This window comes from Salinicola endophyticus, from assembly GCF_040536835.1.
Lineage (GTDB): Bacteria > Pseudomonadota > Gammaproteobacteria > Pseudomonadales > Halomonadaceae > Salinicola > Salinicola endophyticus_A.
The window spans coordinates 1,030,637-1,052,030 of the sequence record NZ_CP159578.1; the positions used below are offsets into that span (position 1 = coordinate 1,030,637).

Annotated in this window: 13 protein-coding genes; 10 read left to right on the forward strand and 3 right to left on the reverse strand. The window is 67.8% G+C overall.

The genetic code is table 11. The features are described from left to right. Positions 1-40: 40 nt before the first annotated feature. The 8 genes from glgA to glgB all read left to right on the forward strand — a co-directional run bounded on the left by glgA (position 41) and on the right by glgB (position 14,579). On the forward strand, positions 41-1,546 hold the full coding sequence (gene glgA / locus ABV408_RS04875; protein ID WP_353981326.1) for a glycogen synthase GlgA: 1,506 nt from the start codon (positions 41-43) through the stop codon (positions 1,544-1,546). Beyond that, a complete protein-coding gene (locus tag ABV408_RS04880; protein ID WP_353981327.1) occupies positions 1,543-2,832 on the forward strand; it encodes an alpha amylase C-terminal domain-containing protein in 1,290 nt (429 codons plus the stop codon). The genes glgA and ABV408_RS04880 overlap by 4 nt, the downstream gene beginning before the upstream one ends. After that, complete coding sequence (gene treZ / locus ABV408_RS04885; RefSeq protein WP_353981328.1) at positions 2,829-4,655, forward strand: malto-oligosyltrehalose trehalohydrolase; 1,827 nt, start codon at positions 2,829-2,831, stop codon at positions 4,653-4,655. Before ABV408_RS04880 ends, treZ begins: the two co-directional genes overlap by 4 nt. Further along, positions 4,652-6,754 (forward strand): 4-alpha-glucanotransferase, encoded by a 2,103-nt coding sequence (gene malQ, locus ABV408_RS04890; protein WP_353981329.1) that lies wholly within the window; start codon positions 4,652-4,654, stop codon positions 6,752-6,754. Before treZ ends, malQ begins: the two co-directional genes overlap by 4 nt. Continuing rightward, the gene (gene treY, locus ABV408_RS04895) at positions 6,751-9,402 is read left to right on the forward strand and encodes a malto-oligosyltrehalose synthase (protein ID WP_353981330.1); all 2,652 of its coding nucleotides are present in this window, start codon (positions 6,751-6,753) and stop codon (positions 9,400-9,402) included. Before malQ ends, treY begins: the two co-directional genes overlap by 4 nt. Positions 9,403-9,518: 116 nt before the next feature. Next, positions 9,519-9,971 (forward strand): DUF2934 domain-containing protein, encoded by a 453-nt coding sequence (locus ABV408_RS04900; RefSeq protein WP_353981331.1) that lies wholly within the window; start codon positions 9,519-9,521, stop codon positions 9,969-9,971. 117 nt (positions 9,972-10,088) lie between these two features. Then, positions 10,089-12,311 carry a glycogen debranching protein GlgX gene (glgX, locus tag ABV408_RS04905; RefSeq protein ID WP_353981332.1) on the forward strand — a complete coding sequence of 741 codons (2,223 nt, stop codon included), beginning with the start codon at positions 10,089-10,091 and terminating at the stop codon, positions 12,309-12,311. 45 nt (positions 12,312-12,356) lie between these two features. Continuing rightward, positions 12,357-14,579: a 1,4-alpha-glucan branching protein GlgB gene (gene glgB, locus ABV408_RS04910; protein ID WP_353981333.1), complete on the forward strand. Its 2,223-nt coding sequence runs from the start codon at positions 12,357-12,359 to the stop codon at positions 14,577-14,579. Positions 14,580-14,799: 220 nt separating this feature from the next. On the opposite strand, the gene treF is transcribed toward glgB, so the two are convergent. Together treF and ABV408_RS04920 are read right to left on the reverse strand one after the other, a co-directional pair. Then, positions 14,800-16,359, reverse strand: coding sequence for an alpha,alpha-trehalase TreF (treF, locus tag ABV408_RS04915; RefSeq protein WP_353981334.1), 1,560 nt, complete (start codon positions 16,357-16,359; stop codon positions 14,800-14,802). Between the two features lie 38 nt (positions 16,360-16,397). After that, positions 16,398-17,162 carry a 3-oxoacyl-ACP reductase family protein gene (locus ABV408_RS04920; RefSeq protein ID WP_353981335.1) on the reverse strand — a complete coding sequence of 255 codons (765 nt, stop codon included), beginning with the start codon at positions 17,160-17,162 and terminating at the stop codon, positions 16,398-16,400. 229 nt (positions 17,163-17,391) lie between these two features. Between ABV408_RS04920 and ABV408_RS04925 the strand changes: the two genes are divergently transcribed. Together ABV408_RS04925 and ABV408_RS04930 are read left to right on the forward strand one after the other, a co-directional pair. After that, a complete protein-coding gene (locus ABV408_RS04925) occupies positions 17,392-19,629 on the forward strand; it encodes a mechanosensitive ion channel domain-containing protein (protein WP_353981336.1) in 2,238 nt (745 codons plus the stop codon). A 288-nt stretch (positions 19,630-19,917) separates the two neighbouring features. Then, positions 19,918-20,076, forward strand: a complete 159-nt coding sequence (locus tag ABV408_RS04930; RefSeq protein WP_353981337.1) for a hypothetical protein — start codon at positions 19,918-19,920, stop codon at positions 20,074-20,076. A 277-nt stretch (positions 20,077-20,353) separates the two neighbouring features. On the opposite strand, the gene ABV408_RS04935 is transcribed toward ABV408_RS04930, so the two are convergent. Further along, positions 20,354-21,286 (reverse strand): LysR substrate-binding domain-containing protein, encoded by a 933-nt coding sequence (locus ABV408_RS04935; protein ID WP_353981338.1) that lies wholly within the window; start codon positions 21,284-21,286, stop codon positions 20,354-20,356. Positions 21,287-21,394: the final 108 nt, after the last annotated feature.

Here is a 21,394-nt window from a genome sequence, read left to right on the forward strand (position 1 = left end):
ACGGCCGCTCTCCCGTGACTCCGTGCCGCGTGGGCCAAGCATGCAGACATCCTTGCCGCGACTGCGGCCGGTCGCCCCCGGGCGCGACCGGCGTGTCCTGTTCGTCACCACCGAGATAGCCGATTTCATCAAGGCAGGTGGGCTTGGCGATGTCTCCGCGGCGCTGCCGCGTGCGCTGAAGCCTGGGTACGATGTACGCGTGCTGATGCCCGGCTACCGCCAGATTCTGACCGCCGGCAAGCCTATCGTACGGGTGGCACAGCTGCCTGCCAGTCACGCCTTGCCGGCCTGCGAAATTGGGCGCTTGGTGTGCGATGACGGGCTGATCGTCTATCTGGTGCTGTGCCCGTCGCTCTACGATCGGGACGGCAATGCCTACGGTGACGACTTCGGCGTCGGCTGGGCCGATAACGACATCCGTTTCGCGCGTCTGGCCCTGGCCGCCGCGGCGATCGTCAACGATCCGGCGCTGCTCGAGTGGCAGGTGGATCTTTTGCATCTCAACGACTGGGCCACCGGCCTCACCGCCGGCTATGTGCGCTGGCTGGGGCGGCGTTACGTGCCTTCGGTCTACACCATCCACAATCTCGCCTATCAGGGCGTGTTCGGGGCCGATCGCCTGGAGCCGCTGGGCATTCCGCCCAGCGCCTTCCACATCGATGGCGTCGAGTATTACGGTCAGCTCTCGTTCATGAAAACGGGGCTCTCCTACGCCTCCCACGTCACCACCGTCAGCAACAACTACGCCCGCGAGATCACCACGCCCGAGTTCGGCTGCGGGCTGGATGGCCTGCTCGCCAAGCGCGCGCTGGAGGGGCGGCTCAGCGGCCTGCTCAACGGTATCGACGACCGCTGGGATCCGCGCCACGATACCCATCTGTCGCCCAACTTCGGCATCAACGACTGGCACGGCAAGCGTGCCAACACCCAACGCGTGCGGCGCATGTTCGGGCTCGACCCGAGCGGCGGGCCGCTGTTCGCGGTGGTCTCCCGGCTGGTGGCCCAGAAGGGGCTCGACCTCACCTGCGAGATCGCCGACACCCTGGTCGGTGCCGGCGGACAGTTAGTCGTGATCGGGCGCGGTGAATATGCCATCGAGCAGTCCTTGGTGGCCCTGGCGGCGCGCTATCCCGGCCAGATCGGGGTCAATATCGGTTTCGACGAGGGCGAGGCGCGCCAGATCTACGCCGGCAGTGACTTCCTGCTGATGCCGTCACGCTTCGAACCCTGTGGCTTGAGCCAGCTCTACGCCCAGCGCTTCGGTTCGCTGCCGATCGCCCATCGTACCGGTGGCCTTGCCGACACCATTCAGGACGGCATCAATGGGCTGCTGTTCGACGAGATGACCCTGGAGGCGTATCGCGCCACGCTGCGCCGCGCCTTCGATCTGTTCCATGCCACCGACCTGTTCTACGCCATGCGCCGTGCCGCCATGGCCGGGCGTCTGCACTGGCGCCAGGCGGTGGTGCCTTATCGTCGGCTCTACGCCGAGCTGCTGGCGGAGACCACGCCCGCCACCGGTAGCTACCACGGCAGCGTCCGATGAGTGGCGTCGACAGCGGTGCAACGTCCGCCGCCGCGGCCTACGATTTCGGTGCTCTGCGTTGGTGGCTGATGGCGTCGATGGCGCCGCCGCCTGGCGTGCCCGACGACAGCGACTGGCGCTGGGACGACGGCGACTGGATGCGGGTGCGCGGCGCGCGCCACCAGGGAGATCTGCCGCTCGCCTTCTACTGTCTCGATGCCGCCGAGTGGTATGCCTCGCGCTTCTCGCCACCGCTGCGCTGGGACGCCCTGATCCAGGAGCTGGTGCCCTACGTGGCGGATCTCGGCTTTACCCATGTCGCCTTCGATGCGGCGCTGCTGGCCGAAGGCGACGCTACGATCCGCGGTGTGGTCGAAACCTGTCATATCGCGGGTGTCGGGGTGGTGGTGAGTCAGCCGACAGGCACGGCCCAGAGCCTCGAGCGCTGCCGTCGGCTGCACGTCGACGGCGTGTACACGCCGGCCGACGAGGCCCAGGCCGGCTGCTGCCGGCTGTTCGTCGATGACGGCCGGGCCGATGTGATCCTCGCTTTTCGGCCCGCCTGGCAGGCAGCAATGAGCGACTATCTGGCGCGTCCGCCGCTGTCGCGCTGTCGGCATCACGCCCAGTGGATCGCGGCCCTGACGCCGGCGCCCAAGGGGCGTGGTCTGCTGGCACAGCTACCGGCGCCGACGGTGCCCCTGGGCGCGTGGCGCCAGCGCGTGCATGGTGACGCCTGGCAGCGTTTCGCCACCCTGCGGGCGGCACTCGGCATGATGTGGGCGCTGCCCGGCGAGAAGTGGCTGGGGATGGGCGTCGAGCTGGGCCAGGTGCTGGCCGAGCGCTTCCCCGAGGCGATCCACTGGCCGCTGCTGTTCGAGAGCCGGCACGCCGGCATGCTGCGGCTGGTGGCCGACCTCAACCGGCTCTACGTCAACGAGCCGGCGTTGCAGATCCGCGACGACGGCGACAACGGTTTCGAGTGGCTGGTGCCCGACGATGGCCACAACAGCGTAGTGGTGTTTGCGCGGCATGCCGACAGCGGCCATGCGACGCTGATCTGTGTCAGTAATTTCCAGGCCTGCGTGCATCAGACCTATCGCTTCGGTGTCCCTGAGGGCGGCCGCTGGCGCGAGATATTCAACAGCGACAGCGTCTTCTACGCCGGTAGCAACGTGGGCAACGGACGCAGTCTCAAGGCTGGTCCCGAACCCAGCCATGGCCAGGCGCAGTCGCTGACGCTGACGGTGCCGCCAATGGCTACGCTCTTTCTACGCCATGAAGTCTGGCATGGAGACACCCCATGAGTGCGCCATCAGCCTCGTCTTCGCCAGACGCCCGTGGCGAAGCCTTCATACCGCGCTACGGCGCCCACTGCGATCCCGCGGGTGGCGTCTCCTTCCGGCTCTGGGCGCCGAGTGCCGTGCGAGTGATGCTGGAGTGCGAGGGGCGAGCGCCGGTGGCGATGGATACAGCCGAGGCGGGGGAGTTCGTCGCCCGGCTCGACTGCCCGGTGGGCAGTGCCTACCGCTACCGGGTCTTCGTCGGCGACGACGACACCGGGCTCGCGGTGCCTGACCCCGCGTCGCGGGCGTTGCGCGATGGGGTCGACGGCTGGTCGCTGGTGGTCGACCCCGGCGCCTATGCCTGGCAGCAGCCGGACTGGCGCGGCCGCCCCTGGGAAGCGTGCGTGATCTACGAGGTTCACCTCGGTGCCATCGGCGGCATGGCCGGGCTCGAGCGGCGGCTGCCGGCGCTGGTCAAGCTCGGGGTCACGGCGATCGAGCTGATGCCGCTGGCCGAATGCCCGGGCAGCCGCAACTGGGGCTACGACGGCGTGCAGCCCTACGCCGTAGCCTCCTACTACGGTACCCCGCAGGCGTTCCAGGCGCTGGTGGACACCATCCACGCCCATGGTCTGATGGTGTTCGTCGACGTGGTCTACAACCACTTCGGGCCCGACGGCAACTTTCTGCCCCACTATGCCGAGGCGTTCTTCCGGAACGACGTGACCACGCCTTGGGGGGCGGCGATCGATTTCCGGCGCCCTCAGGTGCGCCGCTTCTTCATCGACAATGCGCTGATGTGGCTGCTCGACTATCGCGTCGACGGCCTGCGCTTCGATGCGGTACACGCCATCGGCGACCGCGACTTCCTGCTCGAGATGGCCGCGACCCTGCGGGCGCGGGCCGGCGGCGGGCGCCACGTGCATCTGATGCTGGAGAACGAGCACAACCAGGCGAGTCTGCTCGGCGGTGACGCCTACAGCGCCCAGTGGGCCGACGACTGGCACAACGTCATGCACGTACTGCTGACCGGCGAGTCGCAGGGCTACTACGCCGATTTCGTCGGCGACGCCACGGCCAAGCTCGCCACCGCGATGGGCGAGGGGTTCGTCTTCCAGGGGCAGGCCACGCGCAAGGGCGAAGCGCGCGGTGAACCCAGCGCTGGGCTGGCACCGACAGCCTTCATCGATTTTCTGCAGAATCATGACCAGATCGGCAATCGCGCCCTCGGCGAGCGCCTGAGCCAGCTGGCCGATGCCGACGCGCTCGCCGCCGCCACGCTGTTGTTGCTGCTGTCGCCCAAGATTCCGCTGCTGTTCATGGGCGAAGAGTGGGGATCACGGCGGCCTTTTCTGTTCTTCACCGACCATCGCGATGCGCTGGCCGATGCGGTGCGCGAAGGGCGGCGGCGTGAGTTCGCCGAGTTCGCTGCCTTCCAGGATCCGGCCCAGCGCGAGCGCATTCCCGACCCCAACGCCCAGAGCACTTTCGCCGCTGCCTGTCTCGACACGGCCGAGGCCGAGCGCCCCGAGCATCGCGCCCAGCGCGAGCGCTTCACAGCTTGGCTGGGCCTGCGCCACGCTTGGGTGGTGCCGCGCCTGGCCGGTGCCCGGGCGCAGCGCAGTGAGATGATCGGTGACGCCGCGGTGGATGCCTGCTGGTGGCTGGGAGACGGTAGTACCCTGCGTATTGCCATCAACCTGGGGCAGGCCGCGGTGGGTCTCGCCGCGTCGGCGCCACTGCTGGTCGCCTCGCACGCCGACGTGGCCGCGGCGCTGAGCGTGGGGCAACTGCCGCCGCGGCGCTGCGTAGTGTGGTTGGATGCCCGGGAGACCACGGCATGAGCGCGCGCGATACCGACGACGCTGCACTACGGACACTGGCCGAGGCAGTCGGGCTGATCCTCAAGTGGGAGGCCAGCGACGGCAGCCACTGTACGCTCGACGCCGCGCGTCAGCGTGAGATGCTGGCGCGGCTGGGGTGGCCGGCGGCAGATGCCTCCGAGGTGAGCGATAGCCTCGCCCGCTGGCGCGAGCAGAGCGCGCCCTACCGCTGGCCCGTGCTGCCGTCACTGCTGATCGCCGATGCCGATGTGGCTTTCCCGGTACCGCTCGTTCAGGCGGCAGGGATCGGCTTCACCCTGCGCCTGGAGAGCGGCGAGACGCTCGGCGGCGAGCTCGATGCGGCGGGCTGCCTGCCGCCGATCGACGCCTGCGGCTATCACCGCCTGACCCTGGTCGACAGCCGCGGCGAGCGGCTCACGCGGACTCTGGCGGTGGCGCCCGCGCGCTGCTTCACGCCCGCCGACGTGCGCGCCGAGGGGGCTGCGGCACGGCTCTGGGGCGTGGCGGTGCAGCTCTACTCGCTCCGGCGCGAAAACGATACCGGGATCGGCGACCTGCAGGCGCTCGACGAGCTGTGCGCCGGGCTTGCCGAACAGGGCGCGGATGCGGTGGCCGTCAGCCCGATCCATGCGCTGTTCGCTGCCGACCCCCAGCGTTACAGCCCCTACGCCCCCTCCAGCCGGCTGTTCTACAACGTCTGGCATGCGGCCCCCGAGTGCATTTTCGATGCCGCCACCGTGGCCTGGGCGGCAGCCCCCGATCGCGCGGCCCAGGACCGGTGCTCGCAGGCGGCGCTGATCGACTGGCCGGCCAGCGTCGCGCTCAAGCAGGCCCAGCTCGAGCGCCTCTACCATCACGTGATGCAAGCGGAGGAGGCTCAGCACTGGCAGGCGCAGTTCGAAGCCTTCTGTCAGCAAGGCGGGGAGGCGCTGGAACGCCACTGTCGCTTCGAGGTGCTCCAGGCCGAAGCCCAGGAGCGCGATTGGCGACACTGGCCGTCGGCGTGGCGCGATCCGCGTAGCGCCGAGGTGGATGCCTTCGCCGATAGCCATGTCGAGGCGGTGCGTTTTGCTGCCTTTCTGCAGTGGCTGATGGCAGCCGGGCTCGAGCGCGTGCAGCAGCGGGCGTGCGAGGCCGGCATGGCGATCGGTCTGATCGCCGATCTGGCGGTGGGGGTCGACCCCTGCGGTAGCCAGGCGTGGAGCTTTCCCGGTGAGCTGTTGACCGAGTTCAGCGTCGGTGCGCCGCCGGATGCGTTCAATGCCCGCGGCCAGGACTGGGGCGTGGCGGCCTTCTCGCCGAGTGGGCTGGTGCACTCCGGCTATCAAGGCTTCATCGCCATGCTGCGGGCCGGTTTTGCCCATGCCGGCGGCCTGCGTATCGATCATATCCTGGGGCTCTCGCGGCTGTGGCTGATCCCCCGGGGCGAACCTGCCGATCACGGCGCCTATCTGCGCTTTCCTCTCGACGACCTGCTGCGTCTGGTTGCCCTCGAATCCTGGCGCCACCGGGCGATCGTGATCGGCGAGGATCTGGGCACGGTGGAGGCGGGGTTGCGCGACAAGCTCGCCAGCCGCGGGGTATTGGGTATCGGCGTGCTCTGGTTCGAACGCGACGGCGACGATTTCCTGGCCGCCTCGGCGTGGCGTCAGGGCGTGCTGGCCACCACCACCACCCATGACCTGCCGACGGTGGCCGGATGGTGGCAGGGACGCGATCTCGACTGGCGCCAACGACTGGGGCTGTTCGGCGAGGGTGAGACCCGGGCCGCCCTCGATGCCGAGCGCCAGCGTGATCGGGCGCGGCTGGCTGCGGTCTGCGGCATTGCCGAGACGGCTGCGCCGGCCGCGGTGGTGGATGCCGCGCTCGGCCATATCGCCGCCACCCCGACCCCGCTGACACTGCTGCCGCTGGAGGACCTGCTGGCACTGACCGAGCAGCCCAATCTGCCCGGAACCCTCGATGAGCACCCCAACTGGCGCCGCCGGTTACCGCTGCCGGTGGCGCAACTGGTGACGCAGGAAGCGTTGCGCCGCCGTCTGGCGCAGATCCAAGACCTGCGCGGTCACGCCGGGTCCCGACAAGGAGTGTCATCATGAGACCGATCCGGGCTACGGTGCGGCTACAGCTGCACGCCGGGTTCGACTTCGCCGCCGCGTGCGCTCAGGTCGACTACTACGCCGCGCTCGGCGTCAGCCACTACTACCTGTCGCCGATTCTCACCTCGCGCCCCGGCTCGCCCCACGGCTACGATGGCGTCGACCCGACCCGCATCGATCCCGAGCTGGGCGGTGAGGCGGGGTTGGCGGCACTGGTGGAGGCGCTGCACGCCCGCGGCATGGGCATCGTCGCCGACATCGTGCCCAACCATCTGGCGATCGGCGCGGACAACCCCTGGTGGCAGGACATGCTCGCCCGCGGCCGCGCCAGCGAGTTCGCCGACTGCTTCGACGTCGACTGGGGCCGCGCCGATCTCGACGGCAAGCTGCTGCTGCCGTTGCTCGGCGAACGCTATGTGGACGTGCTCGCCGCGGGCGAGCTGACGCTGGACTGGTCGGAGACGGCGCAGCGTTTCGAGGTGCGCTATCACGAGCACCGCTTCCCCATCGACCCGGCTCACAGCGCGGCGCTGTTCGCCCTGGGCGGGGCCGAGGCATCCTCTCCCGAAGACGCCGAACCCGATCCGATACAGGCGGCGCTGGCGGCGTTCGACAGTCGCCACGAGAGCGGCCGCGCGCGGCTGCATGCGCTGCTCGAGCGCCAGGCCTATCGACTGGCCTACTGGCGCAGCGCCAACGATGCGCTCAACTGGCGGCGCTTTTTCGATATCACCGAGCTGGCTGGGGTGCGCGTCGAGGATTCACGCGTCTTCGCGCTGTGTCACGACACCGTGCTGGGGCTGGTGGCGCGGGGCTGGATCGACGGCCTGCGTGTCGATCATATCGATGGCCTGGTCGATCCACGCGGTTATGCGCGGCGTCTGCGCGAACGCCTGGATGCGATCGCCGCCGAGCGCGGTGAGACGCGCATCCCGCTCTACGTGGAGAAGATTCTCGCCGGGCACGAAGCGCTGCACAGCGACTGGGGTGTCGACGGCACCACCGGCTACGAGTTTCTCGACGTGGTTTCCGGCGTTCAGCACGACCCCGCGGGTGAGGCGCCGTTCGCTGCGCTGTGGCGCGAGGTGAGTGGGCGCAGCGGCGACTTCGCCGCCGAGGTCGCCGTCGCCCGCCGCGAAATGCTGGCCGGCCCGCTATGCGCGGAATTCGAGCGCTGTGTCGCCGCCCTCGGCGCCCTGGCGCGCCACCTGCCGGCGACGCGCGAGCTGAGCGAACCGGCGCTGCGCCGCGTGTTCGGCGCGCTGGCGATCGGCTATCCGGTCTATCGCAGCTACGCCGATCGCCATGGCCGCCCACAGGCCGACGCCGCCGACTTCGACCACGCTCTCGAGAGCGCCCGCACCCGGCTCAGTGCGGCCGACGCCGCCTGGCTGGCGACCCTCGACGATTGGCTCGGCGGCGTCGCCCCGGAGACACGCGAGGCGCCCGAGCAGGCGCTGCGTCTGCGCGCCATCGCCACCTTCCAGCAGCTCACCTCGCCGCTGGCGGCCAAGGCGGTGGAAGATACTGCCGGCTATCGCAGCGCGGTGCTCCTGTCGCGCAACGACGTCGGCTGCGAGGGGGCTCACTTCGCCTATCCGGTCTCGCATCTACATGCGGCCAACCGCGCGCGCCTGGCGCGCTTCCCGCACAGCCTGCTGGCCACCGCGACCCATGACCACAAGCGCGGTGAGGACGTGCGCGCGCGCCTGGCTGCGCTGAGCGAGTGTCAGGACCTGATACCACAGCTGCATGAACTCGCCGCTGACCCGCGCCTGGGCGCGGCGGGGGTCAGCGGCGGTGACCGTCTGATGCTGTTGCAGATCGTGCTGGCGGCCTGGCCCCTGGGGCTCGCGGCCGAAGACCGCGACGGCCTGGCGGCGTTTGCCGAGCGGGTGATGGCGTGGCAGCAGAAGGCGCTGCGCGAGGCCAAGCTGCACAGCCACTGGCTGGCCCCCGACGTGGCCTACGAGGAAGCCGCGGCGGCAGCGGTGCAGCGCGCCCTGGATGGCGGCGAGCTGACCCGCGAACTGGCGGCGCTGGCGGCGGCGCTCGACCTGCCCGGGGCGATCAATGGTCTGGCCCAGTGTACGCTCAAGCTGTGCGCCCCGGGGGTGCCGGATCTCTATCAGGGCACCGAGTTCTGGGACCAGTCGCTGGTCGACCCGGACAACCGGCGCCCGGTGGATATGTCCGCGCGGCGCGCGGCGCTCGGCGTCGACGTCACGCCGTCGGCGGCCTGGGCGCAGTGGCACGACGGCGCGGTCAAGCAGGCGCTGATCCGACGCTTGCTGGCACTGCGCGCCGAGTGGCCGGCGCTGTTTCTCGACGGTGACTACGTGCCTCTCGGGGTCACCGGCCAGCGCGCCGAGCATGTCATCGCGCTGGCCCGGCGCAGCGCTGACATTACGCTGGTCGTGGTGGTGCCGCGCCTGCCGCGGGCGCTGCTGGTCGCGTCCGCTGGGGCGTCTCTGGCGTGGGGAGATACTCGCGTCGAACTCGCTGCGCTGGGGCTCGAGGGGGGCGGAACTGGGTGTCTGGCCGCGACCTCCGCGCCCGCCGATGGTCTGGCGCTTTCGACCCATCTGGCGGATTTTCCCTGCGGCGCCTGGCTGTGGCACGCCACGTCGACAGTCGCGACGCCTTGAGGGCGGCCTCACGCCTCAGAGCCGCTACGCTTGAAGGGCGGGTCGGCCACCGACCCATGTTCACCGCGAGGCAGGGATCGCCTCATCTTCGTCAATTCGCATAGGGAGAGATCGTCATGAGCAATCGCGAGCAGAGAGTCAGAATGCTGGCCTACCGGATCTGGGAGTCGGAAGGGCGACCGGAGGGGCAGGAGGCGCGCCACTGGGCCATGGCCGAGCGCATCGTCGAGGCCGAGAACGCGCGCGAAGAAGAGCAGGAGTGGGAGCCAGCGCACGAGGAGTCGCCCATCTACGAGGGCGAGGAGCTGCCGCTCGAAGCGGACGAGCAGGGTATCGACGAGCAGCGTCTGCCGCTGGATGACCCCGAGACCGAAGCGCTGAAAGAGGCGGACACCGGCGTCGAGGTGCATCCGGACCAGCCGCCAGCGAAGCCCGCGCCGCGCAAGCCTAGCGCCAAGAAGCCCGCAGCCAAGAAGCCCGCGGCCAAGCCGGCATCCGACGCCGGTGCGGCGGCCAAGCCCAAGACGCCGCGCGCGCGCAAGCCGCGTAAGCCCGACGACGGCGCCTGAGGCTGACGACACGCAAGCTGAGATCGGGACACACCCGATCGTCACGACGCGGGCCGTCGAACCGAAGCGCGCAGGCAGTATCCAGACAATGCCCAAGGTTCTCCCGGAGAGTCATGCATGAGACAGAATGAGTACGAGAATGGCGCCCGGTTCGAAGTCGACCTGCGCGGTGGAGAGGCAGAGAGCAGTGGCATCGCGATCCAGGGCGGTTTGGTGCAGAGTTCGCGCATCCAGGAAGGGCTTCCGTATCCGCTGGGGGCGACCTGGGATGGTCTGGGCGTCAACTTCGCGCTGTTCTCGGCCCATGCCACCCGGGTCGAGCTGTGTCTGTTCGATGAGAGTGGCGAGCACGAGGTCGAGCGTATCTCGCTGCCGGAGTACACCGACGAGGTGTGGCACGGCTATCTGCCCGACGCGCGGCCGGGCCAGCTCTACGGCTATCGTGTGCACGGCCCTTACGACCCGCAGGCCGGGCACCGTTTCAATCCGAACAAGCTGCTGATAGACCCCTATGCCAAGCAGCTGGTGGGCGAGCTGGTGTGGGACGATGCGCTCTACGGCTACACCATCGGTCACGAGGAGGGCGATCTGAGTTTCGACGAGCGCGACAGTGCACCCTTCATGCCGCGCTGTCGGGTGATCGATCCTGCCTTCACCTGGGGGCGCTCGACCGAGATCCTGGTGCCGTGGAGCGATACCGTGATCTACGAGACCCATGTGCGCGGCTACACCATGCGTCACCCGGCGGTACCCGAGGAGCTGCGTGGCACCTTCTCGGGGCTGGCGGTGCCGGAGGTGATCGACTATCTCAAGTCGCTGGGCATTTCGTCGCTGGAGCTGATGCCGATCCACGCCTTCGCCGACGACCGTCACCTGCAGGAGATCGGACTGCACAACTACTGGGGTTACAACACCCTGGCCTTCTTCGTGCCGCACCCGCGCTACATGGCGACCGAGAGCATCAGCGAGTTCAAGCAGATGGTGGCGCGCTACCACGCCGCCGACATCGAGGTGCTGCTCGACGTGGTCTACAACCACACCGCCGAGGGCAACGAGATGGGCCCGACGCTCTCGCTGCGCGGCATCGATAACGCCTCCTACTACCGCCTGATGCCCGACGAGCCGCGCCACTACATCAACGATACCGGCACCGGTAACACCCTCAATCTGTCGCATTCGCGGGTACTGCAGCTGGTCACCGACTCGCTGCGCTACTGGGCCCAGGAGATGCGGGTCGACGGCTTTCGTTTCGACCTGGCGACCATTCTGGGGCGCGAGACCGATGGTTTCGACGAGGGCGGCGGCTTCCTCGACGCCTGCCGCCAGGACCCGCTGCTGTCGCAGTGCAAGCTGATCGCCGAACCCTGGGACTGCGGCCCCGGAGGCTATCAGGTGGGCAAGTTCCCGCCCGGCTGGGCAGAGTGGAACGACCGCTTCCGCGACGACATGCGCGCCTTCTGGCGCGGCGACGAGGGGCGTCTGGCGGCCTTCGCCAACCGGCTCACCGCGTCGGCCGATCTGTTCGATCACCGTGGGCGCAAGGCGTTCTCGTCGATCAACTTCATCACCGCCCACGACGGCTTCACCCTGCGCGATCTGGTCAGCTACAACGACAAGCACAACGAGGCCAACGGTGAGGAGAACCGCGATGGTCATGACGACAACGTGTCGTGGAACCACGGCGTCGAGGGCGAAACCGACGACGCCGAGATCCGCGCGCTGCGCATGCGTCAGATGCGCAACCTGCTGGCAACCCTGATTCTTTCCCAGGGCACCCCGATGCTGCTGGCCGGCGATGAGTTCGCGCGCACCCAGGGTGGCAACAACAACGCCTACTGCCAGGATAGCGAGATCGGCTGGGTCAACTGGAATCTCTCCGACGAGGGGCGCGAGCTGCTCGCCTTCACTCGTCAGCTGATCCGTCTGCGCCGGCACTATCCGATCCTGCAGCGTGGCCGTTTCATGAACGGCAAGCGTAACGAGTCGCTCAACATCAAGGATGTCACCTGGCTCACCCCGGCGGCCGAGGAGATGACGGTCGACAACTGGCACGATGCCGAGGCCAAGGCGATCGGGGTGATTCTCAACGGTCACGCCCAGCCCACCGGCATCTGCCGCCGCGGCAACGACATCACGGTGCTGCTGGCGCTCAATGCCGGCGACACCGACTGCGATTTCGTGCTGCCGGCGGTGCCGGGTGGCAGGGCCTGGGTGCGACGCATCGATACCTTCGACCCAGCGGCGGCGGACGTGAGCTGCGAGATCGGTAGCGAGTATCGGGTCGCCACGCGCAGTCTGTCGCTGTTCGAACTGCAGGAGAGCGACGATGCCGCAGCCTGATACCCGGCGACGCTCGCAGCCGCCACGCATCGACGAGGAGTGGGTATGACCCGCCGTGAACCAAGCTCGGCCCGGGCAGCGCACCCCGCGGGCCTCGCGGCCGCCGATCTGGAAGCGCTGGCGCGCGGCACGCTCGCCAACCCGTTCGCGCTGCTGGGCCCACACGCGCGTGACGATGGCCAGGTCGAAGTACGCGCTTACTTGCCCGGCGCCGAATCGGTGACCCTGGTCTGTCGCGATAGTGAACGCTCACTGGGGCGGTGTCGGGCAGGGCCCATCGAGGGGCTGTTCGTGGGTGAACTGGCGGCACCGAGCGCCTACCGCCTGCGCATTCGCTGGCCCGACGGCGAGCAGCTCTGCGCCGACCCCTACGCCTTCCCGCTGCTGCTCGGCGATATCGATCTGCATCTGCTCGGCGAGGGCACGCATCGGCGTCTGGGCGAGTGCCTGGGAGCCCAGGTGATGACCTGCGACGGCGTCGCCGGGGTGCGTTTCGCGGTGTGGGCGCCCAACGCCCAGCGCGTGGCGGTGGTGGGGGATTTCAACGGCTGGGACACCCGTCGCCACGGCATGCGCTGTCGCTATCCGGCGGGGGTGTGGGAGATCTTCATTCCCGCGCTCGGGGCCGGCGAGCGTTACAAGTTCGCGCTGATCGACGTCAACGGCGAGTCACTGCTCAAGGCCGACCCGGTGGCGCTATCCACCGAGGCGCCGCCGCTGACCGCCTCGGTGGTGGCGGACGCCACGCCCTTTGCCTGGGATGACGACGCCTGGCTCGCCCGCCGCGGCGAACATCAGGCGGCCGACGCCCCGATCTCGATCTACGAGCTGCATGTGAGCTCGTGGCGCAAGCACGGCGGTGAAGAGGGGGAGATCTATCGTTGGCCCGATCTGATCGACACCCTGATCCCCTACGTGGTCGAGATGGGCTTCACCCATATCGAGCTGATGCCGATCATGGAGTATCCGTTCGGCGGCTCCTGGGGCTATCAGCCGCTGTCGCTGTTCGCCCCCAGCGGGCGCTTCGGCACGCCGGCCGAGTTCGCCGCCTTCATCGATGCCTGTCACCGTGCCGGCGTCGGCGTGCTGCTCGACTGGGTGCCCGGCCACTTCCCCTCCGACCCCCACGGGCTGGCGCGCTTCGATGGCACTGCGCTGTACGAGTATGCCCACCCGTTCGAGGGCTATCACCAGGACTGGAACACCTATATCTACAACCTGGGCCGGCGCGAAGTGCACGGCTTCATGCTCGCCTCGGCCCTGCACTGGCTGCGGCATTTCCATATCGATGGGCTGCGAGTGGACGCGGTCGCTTCGATGCTCTATCGCAACTATTCGCGGCGCGAGGGCGAGTGGATTCCCAACCACCGTGGTGGGGCGGAGAATCTGGAGGCGATGGGTTTCCTGCAGCACCTCAATCAGGTGGTCGCCGAGGAGGTGCCCGGTGCCGTCGTGATCGCCGAGGAGTCGACCGCCTGGCCCGGGGTCACCGCGCCGGTGGCAGAGGCGGGGTTGGGCTTCAGCTACAAGTGGAACATGGGGTGGATGCACGACAGCCTGAGCTACATGAGCCACGATCCTCTCTATCGCCGCTTCCATCACGACCAGCTCACCTTCGGTCTGGTCTACGCCTTCAACGAGCGCTTCGTACTGCCGATCTCGCATGACGAGGTGGTGCACGGCAAGGGCTCGCTGATCGACAAGATGCCCGGTGACGAGTGGCAGCGCTTTGCCAACCTGCGCGCCTATCTCGGCTTCATGTGGCTGCATCCGGGCAAGAAGCTGCTGTTCATGGGCTGCGAGTTCGCCCAGGGGCGGGAGTGGAGCCACGACCGCGAGCTGGACTGGTGGCTGTTGCAGTACCCCAGTCATGCCGGCATTCAGCGTCTGGTGCGCGATCTCAACACCTTCTATCGCGAGCGCCCGGCGCTCCACGCCCGCGATACCGAGGCGAGGGGGTTCCGATGGGTGATCGGCGACGACAACGTCAACAGCGTGTTCGCCTGGTGGCGTCTGGATGGCGCAGGCCAGCGGGTGCTGGCGGTGGCCAACATGACCCCACGGACGCTGACCGGCTATCGCATCGGGGTGCCCACCGCAGGGCACTGGACCGAGCGCTTCAACTCCGATGCCGAGCACTACGGCGGCAGTAACATCGGTAACGCCGGTGGCCTCGAGAGCGAAGCGACCGCCTGCCACGGCGAGGCGCAGTCGCTGGTGCTGACGCTGCCGCCGCTGGCGGTGATCGCACTGCTGCCGCCGGCGTGAGGTTCGTCCGGGCCGAGCCCCGGCCCGGGTGAGCGCTACCGCGCTCCGCGGTCCGTCATAGATCCTAGGTTGTGTACGAAAAGTCAGCGAGCGAAGGCCAGACCGGGGCGCGTAGCTAAGGCAAAAATCGGCGAAAACGCAAAGTTTACTGGGTGTAAATGAGCATTTTGAGCCGATTTTTAACGCCGTATTGCCGAGCGCAGGTAGTTTTCGTAAGAACCTAGCCGACGACCATGCCGTCACGCTGTGCCAGCAGCGCCCGGGTGACACCGTTGGTCCAGCCGAAGCCATCCTGCAGCGGATACTCGCCGCCGCGGGCGAACTCGGCCCCGGGGTAGAGCACGTACTTCTCCACCAGCTTGTGCTCGCGCCGATAGAGATCGTAGACCAGCGACAGCCAGCGCTCGGTCAGGTCCTCCGCCACGTCGTGGAAACCGTAGTGGCGAAAGCCTTCGATCGCCATCCATTGCAGCGGCGCCCAGCCGTTGGGGTGGTCCCACTGCTGGCCGCTGTCGTTGATCTCGGTGGTGACCAGCCCGCCGGGTGCGAGCAGGCGCTGCGTCACCACGTTGACCACGCGTTCGGCCTGGCCGGGTGAGGCGAGCTGCAGGTAGAGCGGCACCACACAGGCCGCGGTGAGATGGATGCTGCGGCAGCCGCGCTGCCAGTCGTAGTCGTAGTAGGCGCCGCGCTCCTCGCACCACAGATAGCGGTCGATCGCCATGCGCCGGCGTTCGGCACGCTCGCGATAGTGCCCGGCCTCGGACTCTTCGCCGACATCGGCGCACAGCTGCCCGAGCAGATACTCGAGGTGGTAGAGCAGCGAGTTGAGCTCGACCGGAATGAAGGCGGTGGTGCGGATGGTGTGCAGCTCACGGGTATCGTCGAGCCAGCGGCCGCTGAAGTCCCAGCCGCTTTCGGCGCCGGCGCGCAGATCGCGGTAGACCTGCTCTGCCGGCCGCGACGAAGCCTGGGCCAGCTCGTAGTCCTCGCGATAGGACTCCTCGCGCGGGGTGGCGCGGTCGTCCCAGTGGCGGTTGAGCCAGCACTCGTCGTCGAGGCGCACGCAGCGGCGATGGATCTCGCCGGGCTTGAGCTGGGCCTCGCCATGCATCCAGAAGGCATACTCGCGCTTGAGCTGCGGCAGATAGTCGACCGCACGGCGCTGGCCGCGCTGTTCGAGCAGTGCCACCATCATCGAGAAGATCGGCGGCTGCGAGCGGCTCAGATAATAGCTGCGATTGCCGTTGGGCATGTGGCCGTAGCGTGCGATCAGATCGGCGCAGTTGTCGGCCACCGCGCACAGCAGGTGATCCTCGCCGCTGGCGGCGAGCCCCAGCATGGTGAAGTAGGAGTCCCAGTAGTAGAACTCGCGAAAGCGCCCGCCGGGCACCACATAGTCGTGGGAGAGCGAGAGCAGCGACGACCACAGCGGATGCTCGCGGGAGTTGCGCGTGAGTGCGGGCCACAGGCGGTCGATATGAGTCACCATGTCGTCGCTGGTGTCCGCCTCGTAGCCGCTGCAGGCGATCGGGTCCTCCTCGAAGTGGGCGTCGACGAAGGCGCGCAGATCGAAATCGGGATGGTCGCGCTCGTCCACGTAGGCCTGCATGATCTGCTGCGGCGGCTGGCGCGGCACGCTGTCGGCGAAGGTCTTCGAGTCCTCGAACAGGTGCGCCAGAGCTACCGCTTCGAACAGCTCGCCGAAGCGATCATGCGGGGTGACGGCGGCGTCGTGGTAGGTGTCCCTGTCGGTGGTGGCCTGGAGGCTTGTCGGCATCATCGGTCCTCTGCGGCACGCTCAGCGGTAAAGTGGATCTACTCTTCATACTGCCAAAGTAGGCCCCCGTCTACCGGCAAGGACGTTCCGGTCATGTAATCGGCATCCTCGGAGGCGAGAAACGCCACCACGCCGGCGACATCTTCCGAGCGCCCAAGGCGGTTGAGCGGGATATTGCCGAGTAGATGCCCGAGCTTCTCGGGATCCTCGTCGAGGGCGCTGTTCATGGGCGTCTTGATCGCCCCGGGGGCGACGCTATTGACGGTGATTCCCAGCGGCGCCAGCTCGATCGCCAGGTTGCGCGTGAGCATGCGCAGCCCGCCCTTGGCCAGGCAGTAGCTGGTGAAGCCGGGGAAGGGCAGATCCTCGTGCACCGAGCTCAGATTGATCACCCGCCCACCGCGGCCGACGCCGCGCAGATAGCGCACGAATGCCTGAGTGGTGAAGAATACCCCCTTGAGATTGGTATCGAGTACCTTGTCGTAATCCGCTTCGGTCACCTCCCAGAAGGGCGCCTCGATCTCCAGCCCGGCGTTGTTGACCAGAATGTCGAGCCGGCCCAGAGCCGCCACGCTGTCGTCGATCAGCCGGCGGTTGGTCTCCACCTGGGAGATATCGCCGGTGACGATCGCGGCGCGGCGGCCGTGGCGACGCACGCGCTCGGCGGTCTCCTCGGCGCGCTCGGAGGGGCGGCTGCCGCTGACCACGATGTCGGCGCCCTCCTGGGCCAGGCGTTCGGCGATGGCGCGGCCGATGCCCTGGGTGCTGCCGGTGACCAGTGCTACCTTGCCTGCGAGACGCATGTGCTGCTCCTGCTATGGGGACCGGATACGGCCCGGAACGTGGGGAAAGGCGTAAGGCCTGGGGAAAGTCGTAAGACTTGGAGTTGAAGATAGAGCATCTGCGCCGATGACGCGGCGACGCCTTGCGCCGGGATGGCGTCGATGTCGCGCCATGCCGGGCCAGCGGCGTTGTTCGCACGCCTCGCGGGTAGCATGATGGGGTCCGCAAGAGACGATGACAGGAGTCGCTGTGAGAGCATGGATACGAGGGGGCCTGGGCGTGCTGCTGGCGCTGCTGGTCGCGCTGAGCCAGCCGGTCATGGCGCAATCCCTGGCCTCGCTGGTCGGGGCGCAAGAGAAGCACGCCGCGACCTCGCAGGCGCCCAGCGCCCAGGAGCTGGAGAGTTCGCTGGACCAGATCATCGCCACGCTGGAGAACAGCGAGCAGCGCCAGGCCCTGCTGGCGAGCCTCAAGCAGCTGCGCCAGGCGACCGCCGCCGAAGCCCAGGACGAGCCTGCCGCCGGCGGCCTGCTGGGGGCGCTGGCGCAGTCGTTCTCGGTGCTCGAGCGTGACGGTCTGAACAACCCGATCAACTACTGGGGCTATCGGGTCGAACAGGCCGGCAACGATCTGGAGCGGCTCTGGGGTGATGGTGCGCGCGTGCCCATGGCGCTGCTCGATCTGCTCTGGGTCACTGCGCTGTGGGTCGGGGTGACGCTGGGGGTGGCGGCGCTGTGGCGCGCGCTGGTCAAACGGCTGGGGCTGCTCTGGGCGCTGCCACAGGAGCCCACCACCTGGATGCTGGTGCGTCATCTGGCGCGGCGGGTGGTGCCGCTGGCGCTGGGATTTGGGGTGGCGCTGGTGGCGGTGCACCAGGCGACCTCGAATACCATCGGCGTCACCCTGGCCATGGTGACGGCTTATATCACCCTGTGCGGGGCGGTGTTTGCCGCGGTGTGCGAGATCGTCTTCTCACTGTTCGGCAGCGGGCATCGGCATACCGCGCTGCGCATCTTGCGCCAGCGCGGCGCGCCCTGGCTGTTTACCCTCGGCGCCCTGGTGGCGCTGGGCGATGCCTCCAACTCGGCTGCGGTGGTGGAGCCGCTGGGGCGTGGGCTGATGGCGTTCGTGTCACTGCTGACCAACGTCTGTGCGGCGCTTGTGCTGGCCGCCTTTGTGATGGTCTTTCGGCGGCCTTTCCGTCACCTGATGTGCAACCGACCCTATACGCAGCGCCAGGAGCGCCGCGCGACGACCGAGCTGCTGCGTCTGTTCAGTCGCATCTGGCACATTCCGATTCTGGTCATGGTGGCGGTATCGCTGATTGCCATGGTGACCTCGGCCGAGGATTCGCGTAGCGCCTTCTTCCGGGCCTTGGTGACTGCGGGGGTTATGATCGCCACTCTGGTGGTTTCCGGGCTGATCCACCGCCAGCGTGAGAAGACCCAGGAAAAGCGGGTCTCCGAATATACCGCGCGGCTGATCCGCTTCGGCTTCACCCTGGCTCACCTGCTGGCGTGGTTGATTTTCCTCGAGCTGGCGATGCGGGTCTGGGGCACCTCGCTGTGGGCGGTGGGCGGTAGTGCCGGCATCGGCCAGCAGATCGCCCGCAGTCTGCTGGGGCTGGGGCTGACCTTCCTGATCGCCTGGCTGGTGTGGATCCTGGCCGATACCGCGGTCCAGCACGCTCTGCGCAAGAGCAGCCGGCGCCACGGCCGACGCGCCAATGCCAGTGCCCGGGCGCAGACGATCACACCGTTGCTGCGCAATACCATCTTCGTCACCATCGCGGTGGTCGCCGTGATCATCGCCCTGGCCAATCTCGGCGTGAACGTCACCCCGCTGCTGGCGGGGGCCGGGGTGATCGGTCTGGCAGTGGGTTTCGGCGCCCAGACGCTGGTGCAGGATCTGATCACCGGGCTGTTCATCCTGATCGAGGATTCGCTGGCGATCGACGATTTCGTCAACCTCGGCAGCCACATGGGCACGGTCGAGGCGCTGAGCATTCGTACGGTGAAGCTGCGTGACCTGGACGGGATCGTGCACATCATTCCATTCAGCCAGATCCAGGGCATTCAGAACTACTCGCGCGAGTTCGGCATTGCGCTGCTGCGTATCCGCATCGGCCATCAGATGAAGATCGACGACGCGATCGAGACCATGCGCAGTATTGCCGACGAGCTGCGCAACGACCCGATGATGCGCCACCACATCTGGTCGCCGTTGGAGGTACAGGGAATCGAGAGCTTCGATGCCGGCGCCGCCATTCTGCGCATCCGCATGCGCACCGCACCGGTCATGCAGTGGGATGTGGCGCGGGCGTTCAATCTGCGTCTCAAGCAGCGCTTCGATGAGCAGGGACTCGACCTGGGCATGCCGCGCATGAGCGTGGTGATGGAGGAGAGCCGTGCGGCGCAGGGGGATACGCCGTCCGACGCATCGCAGCGCGAGGCGATCACCAATCCTGGCGTGCCCGATCCGCAGTAAGGTGTGTCCAGTGCTAAGAACGCCTTTTACAACCGCTAGATGATGTGGGCTTATCCGGCGGCAGGGCGTCGCGAGGGCGCTGAGCAGGGTGCGGCAACGGAGTGATCCGCGGGATTTGGCCAAAGTCGTGTTGCGAAAGCAGTCGTGAAAGGTAAATAATCGCTGCCAACTTGCTACTCTGCGTCAGGATTCAAGTTTTTGTGTATCCGGACGATAACGCAGGGTAACGATCGCCACCGCCGCGCGCGCGGTGGCCACCAGGCAACGAACCGACAGGCAGGGCACACCATGACTCTTCTCAGCATCTTCGCGATCGCCTTCGGTTTCGGCGCCTTTGGGCTCTTCGTGGCGCTGCGCCTGTGCCGCAGCGACAAGAACACGCCGGTGGCGCGCGAGCGCGTCGGTGCCAATGACGATATGCCGAACGCCGCGCGTCAGCGCGCCTGAGGCACGCACTGTCCTCGATGGCGTTACTGCGCTTACGGCATCGCCTCGCTCGGATTGTTTGCAGACGGTAGTTGTTTGCATACGCTAGGCCGCGCCGTCATGGCGCGGCTTGCACGATCCGGCGAGGCACTTAGCGTTCGCGCCTCCCCGCTCGACTTTCCTTTCTAACTCACTTTCTTTCTATCCTACTTTCTCTCCGTCTCACTCATACGGCGTCATCGTCTCACTCGCGCTGTCTCGGCTCGCGCTACGGCCTGCGTATGGCGTAGTGGCGTCGTCATTCATGCGAGCGAGCAGGGCCGGCATCGGCCAGCACCCAGTCGCGAAAGGCGCGCATCGGTTCGGTCAGGTGGCGGTGGGTCGGCGTCAGCAGCGCCAGCCGCCCGCGGCTGGGCAGGCTATCGGGCAGCGCCTGGACCAGATGGCCCTGATCGAGCTCGGCTGCGAGCAGACGCATCCAGCCGAGGGTGACCCCCTGACCCGCGAGGGTGGCGTTCATCAATAGCTGGAAGCTGTTGGCGCGCAGGGTGTGCAGCGGCGGCTGCCAGGCGAAGCCGAGCGCGCGATACCAGTGCTCCCAGGTCAGCCAGTCACGGTAGTGATCCTCCACCACCATCAGGGTATGGCGGGCTAGCAGGTCGGCGGGGTCGGCGATCCCGCCGTGGCGAGCCAGATAGGCCGGGCTGCACACCGCGGCGACATGCTCTTCGGCAAAGATCGGGCTGGCCTCGAGTCCGGGCGGGTCGACCTCGTGGGGGATGTGGTAGTAGATGCCGAGATCGAACTCGGCCAGATCGAGCCGATAGGGGTCCTCGACGGTGAGTATGCGAATCTCGATCTCGGGGTGCGCCTGCTGGAAATCGGGCAACTGCCGCGCGAGCCAGATCGAGGCGATGGTCGGGCTCGAGGCCAGCGTCAACTGGCGGTCGTCGCCGCGCCGGCGCAGGCGTGCGGTCTCGTCGCGCAGTTCGCGCAGCAGCCGCTGCACCACGCGGAAGTAGTGATCCCCGGCCGGCGTCAGGCGCAGGCCGTCGTGCTGACGCTCGAACAGCGGTCGGCCGAGATCTGCCTCCAGGCGCTTGATCTGGCGGCTGACCGCGCTCTGGGTCAGGCTGAGCTCGCTGCCGGCCTGGGTGAAGCTCGAATGGCGCGCGGCCGCCTCGAAGGCGCGCAGGCAGGCCAGCGGGGGAAGCACGTCGCGAGTGGGCATGGGGCGTCCGGAACCGAGGTCTCTCGGCTCCGGAGCATAGCACGAGTCATCCACGTTACCGCCGGCGTATGAGGCTCTGGGCCAGGACACTCAGAGGGTGTTTACAAA